The 19,280-nt window shown below is 76.1% G+C and carries 18 protein-coding genes; 10 read left to right on the top strand and 8 right to left on the bottom strand.

From position 1 onward, the window contains the following. Nucleotides 1–18: 18 nt before the first annotated feature. The 5 genes from moeZ to ACH5AR_RS25605 form a co-directional block, all read right to left on the bottom strand. Entirely contained in the window at nucleotides 19–1,197 is a 1,179-nt protein-coding gene (moeZ, locus tag ACH5AR_RS25625) for an adenylyltransferase/sulfurtransferase MoeZ (RefSeq protein WP_396303843.1), read from the bottom strand. 230 nt (nucleotides 1,198–1,427) lie between these two features. Beyond that, a complete protein-coding gene (locus tag ACH5AR_RS25620) occupies nucleotides 1,428–2,426 on the bottom strand; it encodes an NAD-dependent epimerase/dehydratase family protein (RefSeq protein WP_396303842.1) in 999 nt (332 codons plus the stop codon). 140 nt (nucleotides 2,427–2,566) lie between these two features. After that, entirely contained in the window at nucleotides 2,567–3,661 is a 1,095-nt protein-coding gene (locus tag ACH5AR_RS25615) for a hypothetical protein (RefSeq protein WP_396303841.1), read from the bottom strand. Continuing rightward, the gene (locus ACH5AR_RS25610) at nucleotides 3,661–5,316 is read right to left on the bottom strand and encodes a DUF3492 domain-containing protein (protein WP_396303840.1); all 1,656 of its coding nucleotides are present in this window, start codon (nucleotides 5,314–5,316) and stop codon (nucleotides 3,661–3,663) included. Before ACH5AR_RS25610 ends, ACH5AR_RS25615 begins: the two co-directional genes overlap by 1 nt. 470 nt (nucleotides 5,317–5,786) lie before the next feature. After that, a complete protein-coding gene (locus tag ACH5AR_RS25605; RefSeq protein ID WP_396303839.1) occupies nucleotides 5,787–6,689 on the bottom strand; it encodes an alpha/beta fold hydrolase in 903 nt (300 codons plus the stop codon). 220 nt (nucleotides 6,690–6,909) lie between these two features. Here ACH5AR_RS25605 and ACH5AR_RS25600 point away from each other — a divergent pair, with 220 nt between their 5' ends. The 3 genes from ACH5AR_RS25600 (at nucleotide 6,910) to ACH5AR_RS25590 (ending at nucleotide 8,395) form a co-directional block, all read left to right on the top strand. Continuing rightward, a complete protein-coding gene (locus ACH5AR_RS25600; RefSeq protein ID WP_396303838.1) occupies nucleotides 6,910–7,572 on the top strand; it encodes a TetR/AcrR family transcriptional regulator in 663 nt (220 codons plus the stop codon). A 131-nt stretch (nucleotides 7,573–7,703) separates the two neighbouring features. Continuing rightward, nucleotides 7,704–7,931, top strand: a complete 228-nt coding sequence (locus tag ACH5AR_RS25595) for a DUF3107 domain-containing protein (protein WP_396303837.1) — start codon at nucleotides 7,704–7,706, stop codon at nucleotides 7,929–7,931. Between the two features lie 137 nt (nucleotides 7,932–8,068). Then, entirely contained in the window at nucleotides 8,069–8,395 is a 327-nt protein-coding gene (locus tag ACH5AR_RS25590) for a hypothetical protein (RefSeq protein ID WP_396303836.1), read from the top strand. Nucleotides 8,396–8,401: 6 nt separating this feature from the next. On the opposite strand, the gene ACH5AR_RS25585 is transcribed toward ACH5AR_RS25590, so the two are convergent. After that, nucleotides 8,402–9,130, bottom strand: coding sequence for a ferritin-like fold-containing protein (locus tag ACH5AR_RS25585; RefSeq protein WP_396303835.1), 729 nt, complete (start codon nucleotides 9,128–9,130; stop codon nucleotides 8,402–8,404). Nucleotides 9,131–9,830: 700 nt separating this feature from the next. On the opposite strand from ACH5AR_RS25585, the gene ACH5AR_RS25580 reads away from it, so the two are divergent. From ACH5AR_RS25580 to ACH5AR_RS25560, 5 genes are all read left to right on the top strand, one after another. Next, nucleotides 9,831–11,903, top strand: coding sequence for a DEAD/DEAH box helicase (locus ACH5AR_RS25580; RefSeq protein WP_396303834.1), 2,073 nt, complete (start codon nucleotides 9,831–9,833; stop codon nucleotides 11,901–11,903). Between the two features lie 165 nt (nucleotides 11,904–12,068). After that, nucleotides 12,069–12,944, top strand: a complete 876-nt coding sequence (locus ACH5AR_RS25575) for an alpha/beta fold hydrolase (protein WP_396303833.1) — start codon at nucleotides 12,069–12,071, stop codon at nucleotides 12,942–12,944. Nucleotides 12,945–13,352: 408 nt separating this feature from the next. Further along, nucleotides 13,353–13,511, top strand: coding sequence for a hypothetical protein (locus tag ACH5AR_RS25570; protein WP_396303922.1), 159 nt, complete (start codon nucleotides 13,353–13,355; stop codon nucleotides 13,509–13,511). A gap of 308 nt (nucleotides 13,512–13,819) precedes the next feature. Continuing rightward, a complete protein-coding gene (locus ACH5AR_RS25565; protein WP_396303832.1) occupies nucleotides 13,820–14,458 on the top strand; it encodes a DUF6758 family protein in 639 nt (212 codons plus the stop codon). A 76-nt stretch (nucleotides 14,459–14,534) separates the two neighbouring features. Beyond that, nucleotides 14,535–15,395: a PHP domain-containing protein gene (locus tag ACH5AR_RS25560; RefSeq protein ID WP_396303831.1), complete on the top strand. Its 861-nt coding sequence runs from the start codon at nucleotides 14,535–14,537 to the stop codon at nucleotides 15,393–15,395. A 55-nt stretch (nucleotides 15,396–15,450) separates the two neighbouring features. Here ACH5AR_RS25560 and ACH5AR_RS25555 read toward each other — a convergent pair whose 3' ends face one another. After that, nucleotides 15,451–16,092 (bottom strand): suppressor of fused domain protein, encoded by a 642-nt coding sequence (locus ACH5AR_RS25555; RefSeq protein ID WP_396303830.1) that lies wholly within the window; start codon nucleotides 16,090–16,092, stop codon nucleotides 15,451–15,453. A 444-nt stretch (nucleotides 16,093–16,536) separates the two neighbouring features. Between ACH5AR_RS25555 and corA the strand changes: the two genes are divergently transcribed. Next, entirely contained in the window at nucleotides 16,537–17,658 is a 1,122-nt protein-coding gene (gene corA / locus ACH5AR_RS25550; protein WP_396303829.1) for a magnesium/cobalt transporter CorA, read from the top strand. A gap of 3 nt (nucleotides 17,659–17,661) precedes the next feature. On the opposite strand, the gene ACH5AR_RS25545 is transcribed toward corA, so the two are convergent. Continuing rightward, the gene (locus ACH5AR_RS25545) at nucleotides 17,662–18,594 is read right to left on the bottom strand and encodes a DMT family transporter (RefSeq protein WP_396303828.1); all 933 of its coding nucleotides are present in this window, start codon (nucleotides 18,592–18,594) and stop codon (nucleotides 17,662–17,664) included. Nucleotides 18,595–18,739: 145 nt separating this feature from the next. Between ACH5AR_RS25545 and ACH5AR_RS25540 the strand changes: the two genes are divergently transcribed. Continuing rightward, complete coding sequence (locus tag ACH5AR_RS25540) at nucleotides 18,740–19,279, top strand: hypothetical protein (RefSeq protein WP_396303827.1); 540 nt, start codon at nucleotides 18,740–18,742, stop codon at nucleotides 19,277–19,279. The last annotated feature ends 1 nt before the right edge of the window (nucleotide 19,280 follow it).

Raw genomic sequence — 19,280 nt, 5'->3', positions numbered from 1 at the left:
CCTTCTGCGGTGTCGCTCCTAGTAGACCGGCTTGTGCGGCTCGATCTGGTTCACCCAGCCCAGCACGCCGCCGCCCAGGTGCACGGCGTTGGCGAAGCCGGCGGCCTTCACCACGGCCAGCACCTCGGCCGAGCGCACCCCGGACTTGCAGTGCAGCACGATCTTCCGGTCCTGCGGCAGCTTCTCCAGCGCGTCGCCCATCAGGAACTCGTTCTTCGGGATCAGCACCGCACCGGGGATGTTGACGATCTCGTACTCGCCGGGCTCGCGGACGTCGATGAGGTAGATGTCCTCCTCGTCGTCCTGCCACTGCTTGAGCTGCTGCGAGGTGATGGTCGACCCGGCGGCGGCGGCCTGGGCCTCCTCCGACACGACGCCGCAGAAGGCCTCGTAGTCGATCAGCTCGGTGACCGTCGGGTTCTCGCCGCAGACGGCGCAGTTCGGGTCCTTGCGGACCTTCACCTGGCGGTAGTTCATCTCCAGGGCGTCGTAGATCATCAGTCGGCCGACCAGCGGGTCCCCGATGCCGGCCAGCAGCTTGATCGCCTCGTTGACCTGGATCGAGCCGATGGACGCGCACAGCACGCCCAGCACGCCGCCCTCGGCGCAGGAGGGGACCATGCCCGGCGGCGGGGCCTCCGGGTACAGGCAGCGGTAGCAGGGGCCGTGCTCGGCCCAGAACACGCTGGCCTGGCCGTCGAAGCGGTAGATCGAGCCCCACACGTACGGCTTGCCCAGCAGCACCGCGGCGTCGTTCACCAGGTAGCGGGTGGCGAAGTTGTCCGTGCCGTCCACGATCAGGTCGTAGCCGGAGAAGATCTCCATGACGTTGGAGTTGTCGAGGCGCTCCTCGTGCAGCACCACGTCGACGTACGGGTTGATCTCCTTGACCGAGTCCCGGGCCGACTCCGCCTTGGAACGGCCGACGTCCGACTGGCCGTGGATCACCTGGCGCTGCAGGTTCGACTCGTCGACCACGTCGAACTCGACGATGCCCAGGGTGCCGACACCGGCGGCGGCCAGGTAGAGCAGGGCCGGCGAGCCGAGGCCGCCGGCGCCGACGCACAGCACCTTGGCGTTCTTCAGCCGCTTCTGCCCCGCCATGCCCACGTCCGGGATGATCAGGTGGCGGGAGTACCGGCGGACCTCGTCAACGGTGAGCTCGTCGGCCGGCTCGACCAGGGGTGGCAACGACACGGGGACTCCGATGGGTCTTGTTCGGATGGCCAGGGCCAACCTCGGCGCGGGGTTGTTGCTCCGCCACTCGGGTGGCTGTCTAGGCCAACAGTGTCACGCCCCCGCGGTATTCCGAGACAGCGCGTCCGATGGGCGAGACGGGCGGCACCGGATCGTGGAACCCTCGGCGGACCCCCGGAAGGCGCCCCGGGCCCGTGGTTGACGGGCGCGGGGCGGCCGCGCGCCGGCGCTCACACCCGGCAGGCGGTCTCCAGCCAGACGTCGCCCAGCGACTCCTCCAGCGGCACCTGCGTCCGCCATCCGAGACGGTCCCGGGCGGTGCGCACGTCCGCCTGCCGCCACGGCACCGGCTCCCCCGGCGCCGGCCGCCCCTCCGGCCGGTGCCCCTCCGGCCGGTGCCCGGGCAGGTGGTGGCCCGGCAGGTGGCCGGGCAGGTGGTCGCCCGCCCCGGCGGCCTGCGCGGGCAGCAGCACCGGCCGGTTCTCCTCGACGATCTGCCCCTCGAAGCCCGAGGCCCGCACCAGCAGCTGGGCCGCGTCCCGGGCCCGGACGGCGTGCCCGCTGCCGATGTTGACCACCCCGGTGGCGGCCGAGACGGCGGCCGCCTGGATCGCCCGCGCGACGTCGCGCACGTCCACGAAGTCCCGGTACCCGGAGAGGTCCGGCATCCGCACCTGGTGCTCGTCCCGCTCCAGGGCCCGCCGCAGCCCCTCGGCCAGCCGCCCGAACAGCGAGGCGGTCGGCGCCCCCGGGCCCACCACGTCGAACACCCGCAGCACCGCCGCGTCCAGCCCGGAGGCCAGCACCAGCTCGGTCCCGGCCAGCTTGGAGACCCCGTACGGTCCGACCGGACGCGGCTCGGCCTGCTCGGACACCGGCACCCCGCCGGGCACCGGCCCGTACTCGGCGGCCGAGCCGACGTGCACCAGCCGGGCCGGCTCCCGGCTGCGCCGGATCGCCTCGCAGACGGTCGCGACGGCCAGCGTGTTCGACCGGATCAGGGTGCGCGAGCTGCCGTAGGTGGCACCCGCGCAGTTGATCACCACCTGCGGCGCGACCGCGTCCAGGAAGCGGGCCAGCGCGCCCGGGCTCCCGGTGGTCAGGTCGAAGCGGATGTCGGCCGAGTCGCGCCGGCCGAGCACCGTCACCTGCAACTCCTGGTCCATCAGCAGACGGTCGGTGACCCGGCGGCCGATGAAGCCGTCGGCGCCCAGCAGCAGCACCCTCATCGGGGGCGTCCTTCCACGAAGCCAGCTCGGGACGACCTGGCGGAACGGATTCAACGAAGTCCAACGAACGGGACGGGGGCGGGGACCGTGAACCGGGCCCCGTCAGAGGTCGAACGGGAGGTGTCGGCGGCGGACGGCGCTCAGCGGTGCGAGCCCGCCCGGCCGAGCACCGCCGCGGCGTACACCAACAGCACCGCCGCGACGCCGCCGCCGAACAGCCAGGCCTCCGGGGCGGAGCGCCCCAGGGCCAGCGGGCCCACCACCGCGGCGGCCCCGGCCGAGGCCCCCGCCGCGGCGGCCGCCGCCCGGCCGCACCGCGCCAGCAGCACCGGCAGCACCAGCAGCAGGCCCAGCACGGCCTGCGCCGCCCAGGCCGCGGGGCCGGCCCGCTCGGCCGCCAGGTGCAGCAGCCCGCCGCCGTGGCCGGGCCCGGGGCGCGGCCCGACGACGGCCAGCACCGCCAGCGCGGCGAAGCTCAGCACCCCGAGCACCACCAGGTACAGCGCCAGCGCGACCGGCAGCACCGGCCGCATCCGGGCCCGGAACTCGGCCAGGGTGGCCGCCGCGCCCAGGTGGCCCCGGCCGACCTGGCGGTACCAGCGGGCCGTCCGCTCCGCCGCCCCGACGGACACCGCCGCCGCCAGTACCAGCGCGACGGCCGTCGGCCGGGCCGCGCCCGACACGGCGGGCGGGAGCAGCAGCAGCGCGGCCAGGCCCAGCCCGTGGCCCAGCGCCGCCGGGCGCAGCCGCGAGCCGCGGTACGGCCGGGGCGCCGGCCACGGCCCCAGCGCCGCGGGCGGGCGGAGCGGCCCGGGGCAGGGCGGGCCGGGCTCGGCCGGGGCCGGGGCGGTCAGCGCGGGCAGCAGCACCAGCGGGGCGGCGGCGGTCAGCAGCACCGGCCAGCGCTGGCCGAGGGCGGCCGCGCCGGCGCAGGGCAGCGCGGCCAGCGCGGCGGCGGTCAGCGCGGCCCGGGCCCCGGCGCCGTCCGGCCGCGGGCGCTGCGGCTGCGGCGCGGGCGGCGCCGGGCGGCGCGGCACCCGGGCGTACAGCTCCTCGGCCAGCGCGAACAGGTCGGCGTGCCGGCAGCGGGCGGCGGCGTCCGGGCCCAGCCCGGCCTCCTCCAGCCCGGCGGCGATCTCCAGCGGGTGGACGGCGCGCTCGCACAGCTCCCGGTGCTCCGCCATCAGCTCGCGCACCGGGTCCGCGCTGCCGCCGGGCAGGGGGCCGCGCGGCATCAGCGGGCCTCCGCGAGCTCGGCCGGGCGCCGCCCGGCCCGCTCCCGCGCGCCGTCCCGGCCGGTACCGCCGTCCTGCGGGGCGCCGGTGTCCTGCGGGGTGTCCTTGTCCTGCGGGGTGTCCCTGTCCGGTGGGGCGCCGCCGCCCCGCCCGTCGGCCAGCCAGTACTCCGCGGGGCGCGCGAAGGGCCGCGGCGCGGGCACGGCCTCGCCGCCGCCGGGGAAGGCCGGGTACTGCGACACCAGCTCCAGGTAGATCTCCCGGAAGGCGCCGATCACCGGTTCCACGGCGAAGCGTTCCTGCGCCCGCAGCCGCCCCGCCAGTCCGAGCCGCCCCCGCCGCTCCTCGTCGCGCAGCAGCGCCAGGCAGGCGCCGGCCAGGGCGCGCGGGTCGCGGGCGGGCACCAGCAGCCCGGTCGGCCCGACCACCTCGCGGGCCACCCCGACATCGGTGGAGACCACCGCCCGGCCGCTCAGCAGCGCGTCCGCGAGCAGCCGGGGGCTGCGCTGGGACAGCCCCGAGAACACCGCCACGGTGCCCGACTCCCAGGCCCCGGCGAGCGAGCCGGGCCGCCCCGCGAAGTCCACCGCCGGGGCCGCGCCGAGCCGTTCGGCCACCGCCGCGCAGTGCGCCCGGTAGCCGGGCACCGCCTCCTCCCCGTACACCACCAGCCGGGCGCCCGGCAGCTCGGCGCGGACCAGCGCGAAGGCGTGCAGCGCGAGCTCCGGGTCCCGGCCCGGCTCCAGGGCGCCCGCCCACACCAGGGTCGGCACCGCGGGCTCCGGCCCTGCGGCCGGCCGGTCCACCGCCGGCGTGCCCTCGTACACCACCCGGGTACGGGCCGGGTCGGCGCCGCAGCGGCGCTGCCACTGCTGGTCGTGGGCACTGCCGGGGGTGAGTATCGCGGCCTGCCGGTACGTCTCCTCGGTGAGCGCCCGGAAGAAGGACAGCAGCAGCGCACGGACCGGCCGGCGGTACGGCGCCCCGCGGTGGCCGAGGTACTGCTCGCGCAGGTGCAGGCCGTGCTCGGTGACCACGAACGGCACCCCGTGCAGCTGCCGGGCCAGCAGGGCGGGCAGCGCGGCCGGGCCGCCGCCGACCACGTGGCACAGGTCGGCCGCGCCCAGGCCGCCGGGGCCGGTGCCGTACCAGGGCGCGGACAGCGGGCGCAGGCACTGCTCCAGCAGGTCCGCCGCGACCAGCACGTCGCACACCAGCGGCTGCCCGGCCGGGGTGTCGGCGCCGGGCAGCCGCCAGGTCCGCTCCAGCAGCCGGCGGGCGGGCGCGGAGGCCAGGAAGGCGGGCAGCGTGCCGTCCCGGCGGGCGAGCGCCGCCAGCCGGTACAGGCCGGGCCCGAAGCCCGCCCGCTCGCCGGGCAGCACCAGCGCCCGCACCAGGTGCTCGTACGCCTCGGCGTACCGGCGTCTGGACCGCGCCCCCGGGCAGCGCCCGCCCGGCGGGCGGCCCCCCAGCACCAGCGCGTGGGCGCCGCGCCAGGCGGGCGGGAGCCGCTCGGCCGCCCCCGGCTCACGCCCGGTGAGCAGGTACCGCTCGAATCCGTGCTCCGGCAGGCCCTCGACCAGCCGGTCGCACCAGCCTCCGGTACCACGCTGGGGATGCGGACGGGCACCCTCGGTGAGCAGGGCAACGCGCACGGGAGACCTCCGGGGCAGAGTGGATTCACTGGGCGGGATCGCGGACGGATCGACGGGTTTCCGGGGGCCCGGGCGGCCCCCGGGGCGCGGCGGGGACGGTCCGGGCGGGGGAGCCGGGCCGGGCCGGCGCCCGCGGTGCCCGGTGCGGCGGGCCGGAGGGGCCCGGCCGCGGACGTGCCGCGTGCCGTTCCCCCCGGGTCTGTGCCCGCTCCGGCGGCCGGGCCCGACCCGCCGGGACTCTCGACCGTGGCCGCCCACCGGTTCCTCCGGCGGCCGCGACTCCCCCACACCTGTTCGGTCCGACAGCAGAAAGGTAGGACCGGCCCGGGCCGTTCCATCGGTCACATGCCTGCCTGCCACCTGAACGAGTGAACCGACGTGACCTCGGCCCGAACCGGGCCGTTACCGGACGGTATGGGCGGCCGCCCGCGCGCCCCCGCCCGCGCGCGCGGCCGGGCCGCCGTGGGCGCTCAGGCGGCGCGGTCCCCGATCAGCTCCCGCACGGCGCGGGCCACCGCGTCGGGGTGCTCCATCATCGCGACGTGCCCGGACTCCGGCAGCACCAGCAGCCGGGCGTCCGGGAAGGCCGCGCAGGCGCGGCGGGCCGAGCGGTAGGAGACCAGCTTGTCGCGCAGCCCGTACACCAGCAGCACCGGCGCCCGGACCTGCTCGGCCTGCCGCCACAGCGCCTGGTCGCCGCGCTCGGTGTACGCCGAGACGATGCCGCGGGCCGAGCCGACGAGCGCCTGCATCGCGTGCGGCACCTCCAGCCGGCGCCGGTACTCGGCCACCGCCTGCGCCCGGGTCTCCGGGCTCAGCGCCTCCGGGTCGCCGTACACCAGCCGCAGCAGGTCCGCGGTGGCCGCCTCGACGTCGCGCCCGCCCGCGGACAGCCGACGCATCAGCGCGGGCACCCCGGGCACCGCGAGCAGGCCGGTGGACCAGGCGGAGCGCTGCGGGGGCAGCTCGGGCAGCGCCGGGGAGACGAGGGTCAGGCTGCGCACCAGGTCCGGGCGCAGGGCCGCCAGCCGGACGGAGACGGCGCCGCCGAGCGAGTTGCCGAACAGGTGGACGGGGCCGCGGCCGGAGGCCTCCAGGTAGCCGATCACCGCGCGGACGTGGCCGGAGACGCCGAGGTTGCCGTCGGCGGGCGGCTGGGAGCGGCCGAAGCCGGGCAGGTCCACGGCCTCGCCGTCGATCCGGCCGGAGAGCCGCCCCATCAGGACCTCCCAGTTGGCGGCCGAGCCGCCGAGGCCGTGCACGAAGAGCCCGGGCTCGCGCCCGTCGGCGGCGCCGCCGGTGGCGGGGCGGTGCACCGCGAGCACCGCGCCGGGGACCTCGACCGTACGTACCTGCTGCTCAGCGCTGCTCATGGTGGACGATGGTAGTGAGCCGGAGCCGGGACCCCGGGGGCGGTCCGGCCGTCGACGGCCTGCGTCCCACCACTGCCGAGGCCGAGGTCAGCGCCGTATTGTGGGCTCCTGACAACCGGCCGACCGTCTTTTCTCGCCTTCGCCGAACGCGGGCGCGGTTACCGAAAAGTAGAATCGGCCGTCCCGCCAGCCGCGAACAGACCTTGAAGTGAGGAGCGCCGTGACGGCCATCCAGGAGGCGCAGGAGCGCCCGCGCGGTGCCCGCCTGCCGCGAAGCGCCCGCCGTGAACAACTGCTCGGTGCCGCCCAGGAGGTGTTCGTCGCGCAGGGCTACCACGCGGCCGCCATGGACGACATCGCCGACCGCGCCGGGGTCAGCAAGCCCGTGCTCTACCAGCACTTCCCCGGGAAGCTGGAGCTCTACCTGGCGCTGCTGGACAAGCACTGCGACGCCCTGGTCGAGTCGACCCGCGAGGCGCTGTCGGCGACGACCGACAACAAGCAGCGGGTGGCGAACACCATGGAGGCGTACTTCAACTACGTCTCCAGCGAGTCGGGTGCCTTCCGGCTGGTCTTCGAGTCGGACCTGACCAACGAGCCGGCCGTGCGCGAGCGGGTCGAGCGGGCCTCCGAGGCGAGCGCGACGCTCGTCAGCAAGGTGATCCAGGAGGACACCGACCTGCCCGAGGCGGAGTCCAAGCTGCTCGCCGCCGGCGTCTGCGGCCTGGCCCAGATCACCGCCCGCTACTGGCTCTCCCAGGGCCTGGCGATCCCGCGCGACGAGGCCGTCCGGCTGGTCGCCAGCCTGTCCTGGCGCGGTCTCAAGGGCTTCCCGATGCACCCGGGCGAGCAGTCCGGCGAGGGCTCCGCCCACCAGGGCTGATCCGCCGACCTTCGCCGGGCCGGGGATCCCGTGCTCTATGGTGAAGCCGTACGGCGCGGTCGCCGCGAACGCTTGTCCCAGGCGGTCCGGTGCCCGTGCGTGGAGGCTGCAACCCCGGAGGGACGGAAGCCGTGGAGGTCAAGATCGGCGTGCAGAACGCGCCGCGCGAGATCGTGATCGAGAGCTCGCAGACTGCCGATGAGGTCCAGAGCGCGGTCGCGAAGGCCCTGGAGGGCTCGGAGAAGATCTTCGCGCTCGCCGACGAGCACGGCCGTCGCATCATCGTCCCGGCCGAGCGCCTGGCGTACGTGGAGATCGGCGAACAGACCGTCCGCAAGGTCGGCTTCGGCACCCTCTGAGGCGCCGCCGCTCGGCATCGTCCGGTGCCCCGTTCCCGCGAGGGAGCGGGGCACCGGCGTGTGTACGACCGGACGGGGCGGGGTACGGCGGAGGGTGCGGCGACGGTGCCGCACGCCCGTTCCCCCGGGAGGCAGCCTTGCTGGTCGAGTCGATCGCCTTCGCCCTCGTCGGCCTGGTCACGGGCGGCGCCGCCCTGCTGGGCCTGCCCGCGTACTTCCGGGCCTCCCGGGCCATGACCATGGGCACCGCACTGGCGGCGGCGCTGGTCGGCGGGGTGGTCGCGCACTTCGGCGTGGACGGGCGGCAGCCGGCGGTCTCCGTCGCGGCCGCGGCGGTGGCCTCGGGCGTGCTCACCTCGCTGCTGGCCCGGCCCGACCTCGCCGCCGGGCGCGCCCCGGCGCACCGGCACCACCCGCACCGGCCCGGCGCCCACCGCGCGGCGCGGCGGCACCGGGCGGCCTGAGGCCTCTTAGGAGGCCAGGCCCAGGGCGGCCATCCGCTTGGTGTGGGCCTCGGTGATCCGGTTGAACATCTTGCCGACCTCGACGAGGTCGAAGCCCTGCACCCGGACGCCGCCGACCAGCAGGTTGGACAGCGCGTCGCGCTCGGCGACCACCCGCTGGGCCTGGCTGAGCGCCTCGCCCATCAGCCGCCGGCCCCACAATGCGAGGCGGCCCCCGGCCCGCGGGTCGGCCTCGATCGCCTGGCGGACCTTGTCGACGGCGAACTGGGCGTGGCCGGTGTCCGACATGACGCCCAGCACCAGGTCGCGGGTGTCGTCGTCCAGCCGGACGGCCACCTCGCGGTAGAAGTCGGTCGCGATGGCGTCGCCGACGTAGGCCTTGACCAGGCCCTCCAGCCAGTCCGAGGGCGCCGTCATCCGGTGGAACAGCTCCAGCGGCTCGACGAACGGCCGCATCGCCTCCTGCGGGTCGGCGCCGACCTCGGCGAGCCGGTCGTGCAGCCGCTGGTAGTGCTGGAACTCGGCGGAGGCCATCCGGGCCAGCGCCGCCTTGTCGGCGAGGTCGGGCGCCAGCTTGGCGTCCTCGGCGAGCCGTTCGAAGGCGCTCAGCTCGCCGTACGCGAGCGCGCCGAGCAGGTCCAGCACCGCCGCCCGGTAGCCGGGATCGGCCGAGCACGCGGCCCAGTCGCCGATCGAGCCGCCCGTCGCGTCCTGCGTCCCACCATGGTTCTCCATGACCCGCAACCTTAGTCCCGCCACGCCCCCGGCACCCCGCTGACCGGCGCCGGGCGCCCCCGGGTGACCGGCCGGACCGGACGTCCCGGCGGCAGTTGCCGGGGGCAATGTCGGACGCGTCACGTGTTCGACTCGTCGCCTGACTGTATGGTGGTACGGAGCCCGTCGTGTTCGCATGGAGTCACCGCCGTCTCGGTACCCCGCGCGAGCCCTCCGTAGCGGCACCGTCCAACCGGACGTGTCCGCACCGGAGGCACGGGTACTCACGTACGCGGATGCCCGGTCGGAGAGCCGATCGGCTCCGACCATGGCTTGGACTTCAAGCCTTGGCACCGCATCAGTGGCCGAGCGAGGGCCGCCGAGACCACGCCCCGAGGCGGAGGTCCCGCGCAGGTCCCTCACGGGAATCCTCCCCGACGCCGCCGGCGACGCGCCCCGCACCGGGCAGCGCGCACCGGCCGGCCGCAGGGACCGGCGCGGTTGTGCGTCCGCGCAGCTGTACCAGGGCCGCCCAGGCCCCCAGGCAGCCGCGCGGCTGCCCGCCCGCCGCTCGCTCTCGGCCCCTCCACACGGAAGAGGCAGCACCCTGTCCACCACCGCTGAACCCACCAAGACGACGTTCCGGGAACTGGGGATCCTCCCGGAGACCGCCGAGGCGCTCGAGGCCGTCGGCATCGTCCACCCCTTCCCCATCCAGGAGATGACCCTGCCGGTCGCGCTGACCGGCCACGACGTCATCGGCCAGGCCAAGACCGGCACCGGCAAGACCCTCGGCTTCGGCCTCCCGCTGATCGAGCGCGCCATCGTGCGCGCCGACGTGGACGCCGGCCGGGCCACCGCCGACCAGCTCTCCGACTTCCCCCAGGCGCTGATCGTCGTCCCGACCCGCGAGCTGTGCACCCAGGTCACCAACGACCTCCAGACCGCCGGCAAGGTGCGCGACGTGCGCGTCCTCGCCGTCTACGGCGGCCGGGCGTACGAGCCGCAGGTGGAGGCGCTCACCAAGGGCGTCGACATCGTGGTCGGCACCCCGGGCCGGCTGCTGGACCTGGCCGGGCAGAAGAAGCTGAACCTGTCGAAGGTCCGCGCGCTGGTCCTGGACGAGGCCGACGAGATGCTCGACCTCGGCTTCCTGCCGGACGTCGAGAAGATCATCACCATGCTGCCGGCCAAGCGGCAGACCCTGCTGTTCTCGGCCACCATGCCGGGCCAGGTGATCAACCTCGCCCGCCGGTACATGAGCCAGCCCACCCACATCCGGGCCGCCGCCCCGGACGACACCGGCGCGACCGTCGCCAACATCGAGCAGCACATCTTCCGCGCGCACTCGCTGGACAAGGTCGAGATGGTCTCGCGCATCCTCCAGGCCGAGGGCCGCGGGCTGGCGATGATCTTCTGCCGCACCAAGCGCACCGCCGCCGACGTCTCCGATCAGCTGACCCAGCGCGGCTTCGCGGCCGGCGCCGTCCACGGCGACCTCGGCCAGGGCGCCCGCGAGCAGGCCCTGCGGGCCTTCCGCAACGGCAAGGTCGACGTCCTGGTCTGCACCGACGTGGCGGCCCGCGGCATCGACGTCGAGGGCGTCACCCACGTCGTCAACTACCAGTGCCCCGAGGACGAGAAGACCTACCTCCACCGGATCGGCCGCACCGGCCGGGCCGGCGCCTCCGGCACCGCCGTCACCCTGGTCGACTGGGACGACATCCCGCGCTGGCAGCTGATCAACAAGGCGCTGGACCTGCCGTTCAACGACCCGGAGGAGACCTACTCCACCTCGGCGCACCTGTTCGAGCTGCTGAAGATCGCGCCGGGCACCAAGGGTGTCCTGCCGCGCTCGGAGCGCACCCGCGCCGGGCTGGGCGCGGAGGAGGTCGAGGACCTCGGCGAGACCGGTGGACGCGGCGCCCGCACGGGCCGCGGCGGCCGCGGCGGCCGCCCCGGGCAGGGCGGCCAGGGCGGCTCCGGCCGTCCGGACACCGGTGCCGGTGCGGCCGAGGCGGAGGAGCAGAAGCCTCGCCGCAACCGTGAGCGCCGCCGTACCCGCCGGGGCGCGGTGGTCGGCGCCGAGGGCGAGGCCGCTGGCGCCGTGACCGAGGCCGCCGCGGCGGCCCCGGCCGTCGAGGGCACCGAGGGCGAGGCCGCGCCGCGCCGCCGCCGCCGTCGCTCGCGCGGCGGTGCCGCCGCGGGCGAGGCCGCCGCGGCGGTCGAGGCGACGCCGGTCGCCGAGGCCGCTGTGGCCGAGGCCGCCGCGGTCGTGGAGGCCGCCGTCGAGGCGGTCGCTGCCCCGCTCGCCGAGGCCCCGGCCCCGGCGAAGAAGGCCACCCGCACCCGGACCCGCAAGCCGAAGGCGGAGGCCGCCGAGGCCGCCGCCCCGGTCGCCGAGGCCGCCGCCGTGGAGACGGTCGCCGAGGCCCCGGCCCCGGCGAAGAAGGCGACCCGGGCCCGCAAGCCGAAGGCGGAGGCCGTCGAGGCCGCTGCCGAGGCCACGGCCGAGACCGTCGAGGCCCCGGCCCCCGCCAAGAAGGCCACCCGCACCCGCAAGCCGAAGGCGGAGGCCGTCGAGGCCGCTGCCGAGGCCACGGCCGAGACCGTCGAGGCCCCGGCCCCCGCCAAGAAGGCCACCCGCGCCCGCAAGCCGAAGGCCGTCGCCGAGACCGCCCCGCAGGCCCCGGCCGCCGAGGCCGCCGAGCCCGCCGCCGAGGTCCCGGCCCCGCGCAAGCGCACCCGCACCCGCAAGGCGGCCGCGCCCGTGGAGACCACCCCGGAGAGCTGACGGCTCCCCGCCGCCCCGAGGGGGCGGGCCAGGCCACCCGGCCCGGCCCGCCCCCTCGGGCGTGCCGGGGTGCACCCGCAACGCCCCGCATGCCCGACCTGCCCGGCACGCCCTAGCTAGCTAGGCTCGGGGAGCCGCCGCACAGCACAGCAGGGAGAACAGCCCATGAGCACGCCGCCGTTCCTCACCCTGCCCCGGTGCGCGCGGGCCGAGCGGGTGGCGACCGGGCGCGGGGAGTTCGCGGCGCTGCGGGCGGAGCCGGCCGGGCCGGTGCGCGGCGCGGCGCTGCTGGTGCCGGGCTTCACCGGCAGCAAGGAGGACTTCATCGGGCTGCTGGAGCCGCTGGCGGCCGCCGGCTACCGGGTGACGGCCGTGGACCAGCGCGGGCAGTACCAGACCGGCGGCCCGGACGACCCGGCGGCGTACGGCGTCGGGGCGCTCGGCGCGGACGTCCGGGCGCTCACCGCCGCACTGGCGGCCGAGGGCGCCCCCCTGCACCTGGTGGGGCACTCCTTCGGCGGCCAGGTGGTGCGCGAGGCGGTGCTCGCCGCGGCCTCCGAGGGCCCGCTGCCCTGGCGTTCGCTGACCCTGGTGTCCACCGGCCCGGGCGCGATCGACCCGGCCGAGGCGGCCCGTACCGAACTGCTGCTGGACGCCCTGCGGGAGCTGGACCTGGAGCGGATCTGGCAGCTCATGCGGCAGCTGGAGGCCCGCGGCGGGCAGCCGCGGCCGCCCCTGGAGCCGGCCGTCGAGCGGTTCCTGCACCGCCGCTGGCTGGCCAACGTGCCGCGGGCGCTGTCCGTCACCGGCCGCCACCTGGTGACCGCACCGGACCGGGTGGCGGAGCTGGCCGCCGCCACCGCCGGGCTGCCGCTGCTGGTGCTGTCCGGGGTGCGGGACCACGCCTGGCCGGTCCCGGAGCAGACCGCGATGGCCGAGCGCCTGGGTGCCCGCCGGGTGGTGGTCCCCGACGCCGGCCACTCCCCCAACGCCGAGCAGCCGGCCGCCACGGCCGGGGCGCTGGCCGCGTTCTGGGCCTGAGGCGGCCCCGCACGGACGCGGGCCGGCCCCGCACGGTTCCCCGAATCCACCCAAAGTGGTCTGTACCACTTCTGGAACTTCGACCGCCTTCAACACAGGACAAAATTCGTTAGTTACGGTAATCTTTGATTCTGTCCGGGAATCTTCGCCGGCCTCCACTCCGGCACCGATCACCGGAAACCCGGACGTCACGGACGGGCAACGCCCCGGTAGCACCGTCACGGCACCGTGGTTCACGAGGCACTGGACGCACCAGGCAAGCAGGGGGAGCCCTTGCCGCAGCAGACCGCCGAACGCGCGACGACCCGCCCGGTCCGGCCCCAGCGCCGGATCCGCAGGACCCCGAAAGGGCTGATACCGACTCAGCCGCGACCGCCCCGCCCCGCGGGGCCAGGAAAGGAGACGCCCATGACGAAGACCATGCGCTTCGAGATCGTCCGGCTCGACGATGCCAACGGCTCCGCCGCCGACCGTCTGATCGCCGACGCCGCCACCGTGCGCGAGGTCGTCGAGGCCGCCGCCCGCACCGGCGAGCGCCTGCTCATCCGCCCGTGCCCGACCGTCTGACCCTGCGCGGCCCCTCCGACCGGGAGGCCCCACCCGCCGCCGACGAGCCGGGAGCGTCCGATCCGGACGTTCCGATACCCGACTGACGCCCCGTCACCGCATTCGCCGATGACGGGGCGTCAGTGCGTCCGGGACCGGCGCCCGGGACGTTTGCCACCGCCCGGGACGGGACATCCCCCAACGGGAACCGCCCGCGCCGCGCCCACCCAGCGCCGGTTCGGGCGTCCGCCACCGACAGGTTCCGCCGAGCCCTCCGTACGGGTGATCGTCCTTGACGCGGCGGTCCGGAGGGAGGAGCGTTGACGGCTATGAGGGGCGAGCCAAGCTGCCCGAGGTGCGCCGGTCGGGTCCGCGCCCCCGGTCTGTTCTCAGACACCTGGCAGTGCGACCGGCACGGAGCCGTGCACCCGACACAGCCGGTGCTGCCGCCGAGCGTGGAGGCCCTCGGCGTCGCCGTCGCCCGCTCCCAGGTCCCGGTCTGGCTGCCCTGGCCGCTGCCGGTCGGCTGGCTCTACACCGGCATCGCCCACGTCGGCGACGACGTCTCGGGCGCCCGGGCCACCGCCGTCGCCTGCTCCGGGCCCGCCCCGCTCGGCGGCTTCGGCGAGCTGGTGCTGGTCGCCGAGGAGCTGGGGGTCGGACTCGGCGCCCGCTACGCGGGACTGCCCGGCCCCGACCCGGGCGACTCCGTCGGCCTCTACAAGCCGGCCGACACCAAGCTGATGGCCGCCGGGCGCCCCACTCCGATGTTCCACGTCCCCGACGCCCCGGCCGACCGCGCGGTGTTCGTCGGCGAGGCCCGCGGGCTCTGGCTCTGGGCCGTCGCCTGGCCCGAGCAGTCCGCGCTGGTGACGTACGACGAGCTGGTGCTCACCGACCTGCGCGACGCCGGCGCCGAGCTGGAGCTGCTGCCCTGCGGGGCGCTCTCCCCCCGGCTGCTCGGCTGAGGGGCCGACGGCCCTCCACGGCCGCCGACCGCTGTCCTATCCTGGGCCGCACCCACGAGCCCCAGGAGCCCGACCCGTGCGCATCGACCTGCACGCCCACAGCAACGCCTCCGACGGCACCGACAGCCCGGCCGAGCTGGTCGCGGCGGCCGTCGCCGCGGGCCTCGACGTCGTCGCGCTGACCGACCACGACACCGTGGCCGGCCACGCCGAGGCCGCCGAGGCGGTGCGCGCGCTGCCGGAGGGCTCCCGGCTGGCCGTCGTCCCGGGCGCCGAGCTGTCCTGCGCCGTGGACGGCATCAGCCTGCACCTGCTGGCGTACCTGTTCGACCCCGCGGAGCCGGAGTTCGCGCGCGAGCGGGACCTGGTGCGCACCGACCGGTTCCGGCGCGGGCGGGCGATCGTGGAGCGCTGCCGGGAGCTCGGCGCGGAGATCAGCTGGGAGCAGGTGCAGCGGATCGCCGGGGCCGGCTCGGTCGGCCGGCCGCACATCGCCAGCGCGCTGGTCGAGGCGGGCGTGGTGGCCACCGTCTCGGACGCCTTCACCGCCGACTGGCTGGCCAACGGCGGGCGGGCGGACGTCCGCAAGCACGAGACCGATCCGGTCACCGCGGTCCGGCTGGTCCGGGCGGCCGGCGGGGTGCCGGTGTTCGCCCACCCGGGCGCGGTCAAGCGCGGCCGGACGGTCTCCGACCAGGTGATCGCCGACCTCGCGGCGGCGGGCCTCGCCGGGCTGGAGGTCGACCACACCGACCACGACGAGGAGACCAGGGCGCGGCTGCGCGGACTCGCCGACGAGCTCGGCCTGCTGGTCACCGGCTCCAGCGACTACCACGGCACCCGCAAGACCGTACGGCTCGGCGAGCACACCACCGACCCCGAGGTGTACGGGGCGCTGCTGGCGCAGGCCACCGGCGCGCGGCCGGTCGAGCGCTGAACGCGCCCGGGCCGGACGGCACTTCGACAACGCCCCCGGCCCGAGCGGGCGCCCCTCAGTCCAGCCGGACGCCGCGCCGCTCCGGGTCGCGCAGGTCGGTGCCCTGGTCGAGCCAGCGCTCCCGGAGCGCGGCCGCACCGTGCACCCGCTTCCAGCCCGCCTCGTTGGGCGTCATCGGCAGCAGCGGCAGGAAGCGGACCGGCTCGGCCGGCTCGGCCAGCTCCAAGTCCTCGACCAGGCCGCCCGGTTCGGCCGCGAGCACCGAGGTGAAGGGCGCGCCGTCCCAGAGCGGGGCGCCGAGGTCCAGCGAGCCGCCGGGGGCCACCACCAGGCCCTCGACCTGCGGGGTGGCGGCGAAGGTGGCCAGGGTGCGCAGCACGCTGTCGCGCCCGCCCCGGACGGTCAGCACCAGCTCGACGCGCGGGCCGCGCAGCTGGTCGGCGACCGGTGAGGCCGGGTCGGCCATCGGCGCGGCGGACATGCCGAGCGTCGCGTAGCGCACCAGGCCCTCGGCGTCCGGGCCGAAGCGCAGCACCTCGATCCGGTCGGCACCGAGGAAGGTGACCGCGGCGCGCCCGCCCGGCTCGCCGAAGGTGGAGACCAGCCGGGCCTCGACGGCGGCCAGCACCGCCTCCCGGGAGAGCTCAGGGGAGCTGCCGCCGTGGGGGTCGCCGAAGAGCGGGAAGTCGTGCGCCATGCCGGTGAGCGTAACCCCCCGGGGGTGCCCGGGCCGCGTGCGGGCAGGCTGCGGGCGCCTGCGGGCACCAGGATCCCGTAAAGCCTTCGGAAACCTCCGGGTCCCGGTCGGCCTCGACGCCCGGTCGGATGTTAGGGTGAGCGACTGGCCACCGGGACCGTTCGTCCCGGGGCGGCGGCGCGAAGGAGGTGGTTGCGGTGGATACCGGCCGACCATGCAGTACCGGCAGCTCTGCCCGGCCCCGACTTCCCCGTACCCCGCGCCCCGCCGGCCCGATCGGCTGATCCAGCCGCGGTAGCCCCGAGCGCAGGCCTCACGGCGGACGGACCGGCCGGGAGAGCACTCTCATCCCCCGTTCCACCGGTGTTCTCCGCCGTCGTACCGCGGCCGAACGTTCTTCCTGACGCGCCGCCGCGCGACGGCTCCTGCCTCTGGGAGCCTGCCATGTCGATGATCAACAGCCTGCGCGCCGCCGTCCGCACCAACCGCCGCCGCGGCGCGGCCGGCGTCTACGACGCCCTGCCCGAGGACGCCGGTTCGGCGGTGGTGGACTGCGCGGTCTACCAGCACGGCAGGCGCAGGGGCGAGACGTGCAGCCCGCGCGAGGCCGCCCGCCGGGTCAAGGCGGCCCACCAACTCCCGGAGGGCGAGGGCTCGTTCAGCTGGATCGGGCTGCACGAGCCGACCGAGGCCGAGTTCGAGGGGATCGCCCAGCGCTTCGGCCTGCACCCGCTCGCGGTCGAGGACGCGGTGCACGCCCACCAGCGGCCGAAGGTCGAGCGCTACGACGACGTGCTGTTCGCCGTCTTCAAGACCATCCGCTACGTCGAGCACGACCAGCTCACGCCCACCAGCGAGGTGGTGGAGACCGGCGAGCTGATGGTCTTCGCCGGCCGGGACTTCGTGATCACCGTCCGGCACGGCGGCCACGGCTCGCTGCAGGAGCTGCGCCACCGGCTGGAGGCCGACGCGGACGAGGCCGGGCTGCTCGCCAAGGGCCCGGCAGCGGTGCTGCACGCGATCGCCGACCACGTCGTGGACAACTACCTGCTGGTCGCCGAGCGGCTCCAGAACGACGTGGACGAGATCGAGTACGGCGTCTTCTCGGCCAAGGGCGGGCGCAGCGCCGACGTCGGCCGGGTCTACCAGCTCAAGCGCGAGGTGCTGGAGTTCAAGCGCGCCGTGGTGCCGCTGCTGCGCCCGATGCAGCAGCTGTCCGAGCCGCTCCAGCGGCTGGTCGACCCGGACATCCAGAAGTACTTCCGGGACGTCGCCGACCACCTGGCCCGGGTCGCCGAGCAGGTGCACGGCTTCGACGAGCTGCTGAACTCGCTGCTCCAGGCCAACCTGGCGCAGGTCTCGGTGGCGCAGAACGAGGACATGCGCAAGATCACCGCCTGGGCGGCGATCTTCGCGGTTCCCACCATGATCACCGGTGTCTACGGCATGAACTTCGAGCACATGCCCGAGCTGCACCACAAGTACGGCTACCCCACGGTGCTCGGCGCGATCGTGCTGATCTGCTTCGGGATGTACCGGGGCTTCCGCCGCAACGGCTGGCTCTGACGGCTACCCGCGCCCGCCGCGGGCGACCAGCACCAGGCCCAGCAGGATCAGCACCACCGCCGGGTAGGCGGCCGCCGGGGGCCACTGCCCCAGCCAGAGGGCGGCGATCAGCGCCGCGCCCGGGGTCTCCAGCAGGATCGCGGTGGAGGTGACGGACGGCCCGAGGCTGCGCACCACCCGGTTGCTCAGCGAGTGGCCGAGCAGCTGGGCGGCGACCATCAGCAGCACGATCTGCCACCACACCCCGGCCGTCCACCCGGCCAGCGGCGTCCCGGCGGCCAGGCAGGCCCCCAGCAGCACCACCGACGTGGTGGTGTAGCAGACCAGCGTGTACGCGGTGGTGCTGACGGTCCGGCGGACCTCGGCGCCCAGCAGCACGTACCCGGCCGAGGCCAGGCCCGCGGCGAGCGCGAGCGCGTCGCCGAGCAGCGCGCGCGGCGAGAGCGAGAGGTCCACGCCGGTCAGCACCAGCACGCCGGCGAAGGCGACGACGGTGCCGGCCCAGACCGCCCGCGGCGCCCGGACGCCCATCAGCCGCATCAGCAGGATGGTCCACAGCGGGGTGGTGGTGACCAGCGCGGTGGCCGAGGCCACCGAGGTCATCCGCAGGCTCGGCATCCAGAGCGCGAAGTGCACGGCGAGCAGCACCCCGGCGGCCACCGCGAGCAGCAGCGCCCGGCGGCCGATGCCGCGCAGCTCGGCGCGGTGGCGCAGCAGCGCGTACGGGCCGAGGACGCCGACCGACATGACGTTGCGCCAGAAGGCGATCGCCAGCGCGGGCGCGGCGGTGGCGCTGATCAGCGGGCCGGACAGCGAGATGCCGCCGATCGAGACGGCGAGCAGCAGCAGGTCGAGGGTGGGGAGCGGGTGCGCCGGCCCCGGTTCGGCGGTCACGGGGGCGGCGGAGGGGGCGGTCGCGGACCGGGCGGCGGGCACGGCGCTCCTTGCTGGTCGCGGGGTCGGGGCCGGTCATACCGTAAGGCCCGTGGCGGCGCGAAGGAACTGTCGCCCGGGGGCTGAGACGCCCGGGCCCGCCCACCGCCCCTCCGGGCGGGCCCCCGGTGGCCGTACGCTGTCCGCCATGGACCGTACGCCCGCCGCCGCGACCGCCGACGACTTCCTCGACCAGGCCCTGCTGGAGGAGGCCGCGAAGAAGTCCGGCCTGCTCTGGGTGCGCGCGGACGGGCAGGAGCACGCCCGGCCGCTGTGGCACGCCTGGCACGACGGTGCGGTCGTGGTGGTCGGCGGGGGCGGCGAGCAGCCGCTGCACGGCCTGGAGCCCGGCGCGGGGGCCGTGGTGACCGTCCGCAGCAAGGACAAGGGCGGCCGGCTCACCGGCTGGAACGCCCGGGTCGTCGAGCCGGCCCCGGACAGCGAGGCCTGGCGGGGCGCCGTCGAGGAGCTCAAGGGAAAGCGGCTGAACGCGCCCGACACCGACGCCATCACCGCCCGCTGGGCCCGCGAGTGCCGGGTGCTGCGGCTGGAGCCGGTCGGGCCGCTGACCGAGCGCCCGGGGGCGATGCCGGACGGCCCGCACGCCGCCCGGCCGCTGCCCACCCCGGCCACCACCCGCCGCCCCGTCCCGGCCGGACTGCCCAAACTGCTGTTCAAGCGCCGTTAAA

The sequence above is a fragment of the Kitasatospora sp. NPDC018619 genome (assembly GCF_044391605.1).
Classification (GTDB): domain Bacteria; phylum Actinomycetota; class Actinomycetes; order Streptomycetales; family Streptomycetaceae; genus Kitasatospora.
Note: the sequence above shows the minus strand (reverse complement) of the source record. Positions and strands in the feature narration are given on the sequence as shown.

Excerpts from the sequence above, each read along its gene's own strand:
- ACH5AR_RS25540 (WP_396303827.1), top strand. The coding sequence starts at position 18,740 with ATGGACCGTACGCCCGCCGCCGCGACCGCCGACGACTTCCTCGACCAG.
- ACH5AR_RS25555 (WP_396303830.1), bottom strand. The coding sequence starts at position 16,092 with ATGGCGCACGACTTCCCGCTCTTCGGCGACCCCCACGGCGGCAGCTCC.
- ACH5AR_RS25570 (WP_396303922.1), top strand. The coding sequence starts at position 13,353 with ATGACGAAGACCATGCGCTTCGAGATCGTCCGGCTCGACGATGCCAAC.
- ACH5AR_RS25575 (WP_396303833.1), top strand. The coding sequence starts at position 12,069 with ATGAGCACGCCGCCGTTCCTCACCCTGCCCCGGTGCGCGCGGGCCGAG.
- corA (WP_396303829.1), top strand. The coding sequence starts at position 16,537 with ATGTCGATGATCAACAGCCTGCGCGCCGCCGTCCGCACCAACCGCCGC.
- ACH5AR_RS25615 (WP_396303841.1), bottom strand. The coding sequence starts at position 3,661 with ATGCCGCGCGGCCCCCTGCCCGGCGGCAGCGCGGACCCGGTGCGCGAG.
- ACH5AR_RS25580 (WP_396303834.1), top strand. The coding sequence starts at position 9,831 with ATGACCCTGCCGGTCGCGCTGACCGGCCACGACGTCATCGGCCAGGCC.
- ACH5AR_RS25565 (WP_396303832.1), top strand. The coding sequence starts at position 13,820 with ATGAGGGGCGAGCCAAGCTGCCCGAGGTGCGCCGGTCGGGTCCGCGCC.
- ACH5AR_RS25585 (WP_396303835.1), bottom strand. The coding sequence starts at position 9,130 with ATGGAGAACCATGGTGGGACGCAGGACGCGACGGGCGGCTCGATCGGC.
- ACH5AR_RS25605 (WP_396303839.1), bottom strand. The coding sequence starts at position 6,689 with ATGAGCAGCGCTGAGCAGCAGGTACGTACGGTCGAGGTCCCCGGCGCG.
- ACH5AR_RS25620 (WP_396303842.1), bottom strand. The coding sequence starts at position 2,426 with ATGAGGGTGCTGCTGCTGGGCGCCGACGGCTTCATCGGCCGCCGGGTC.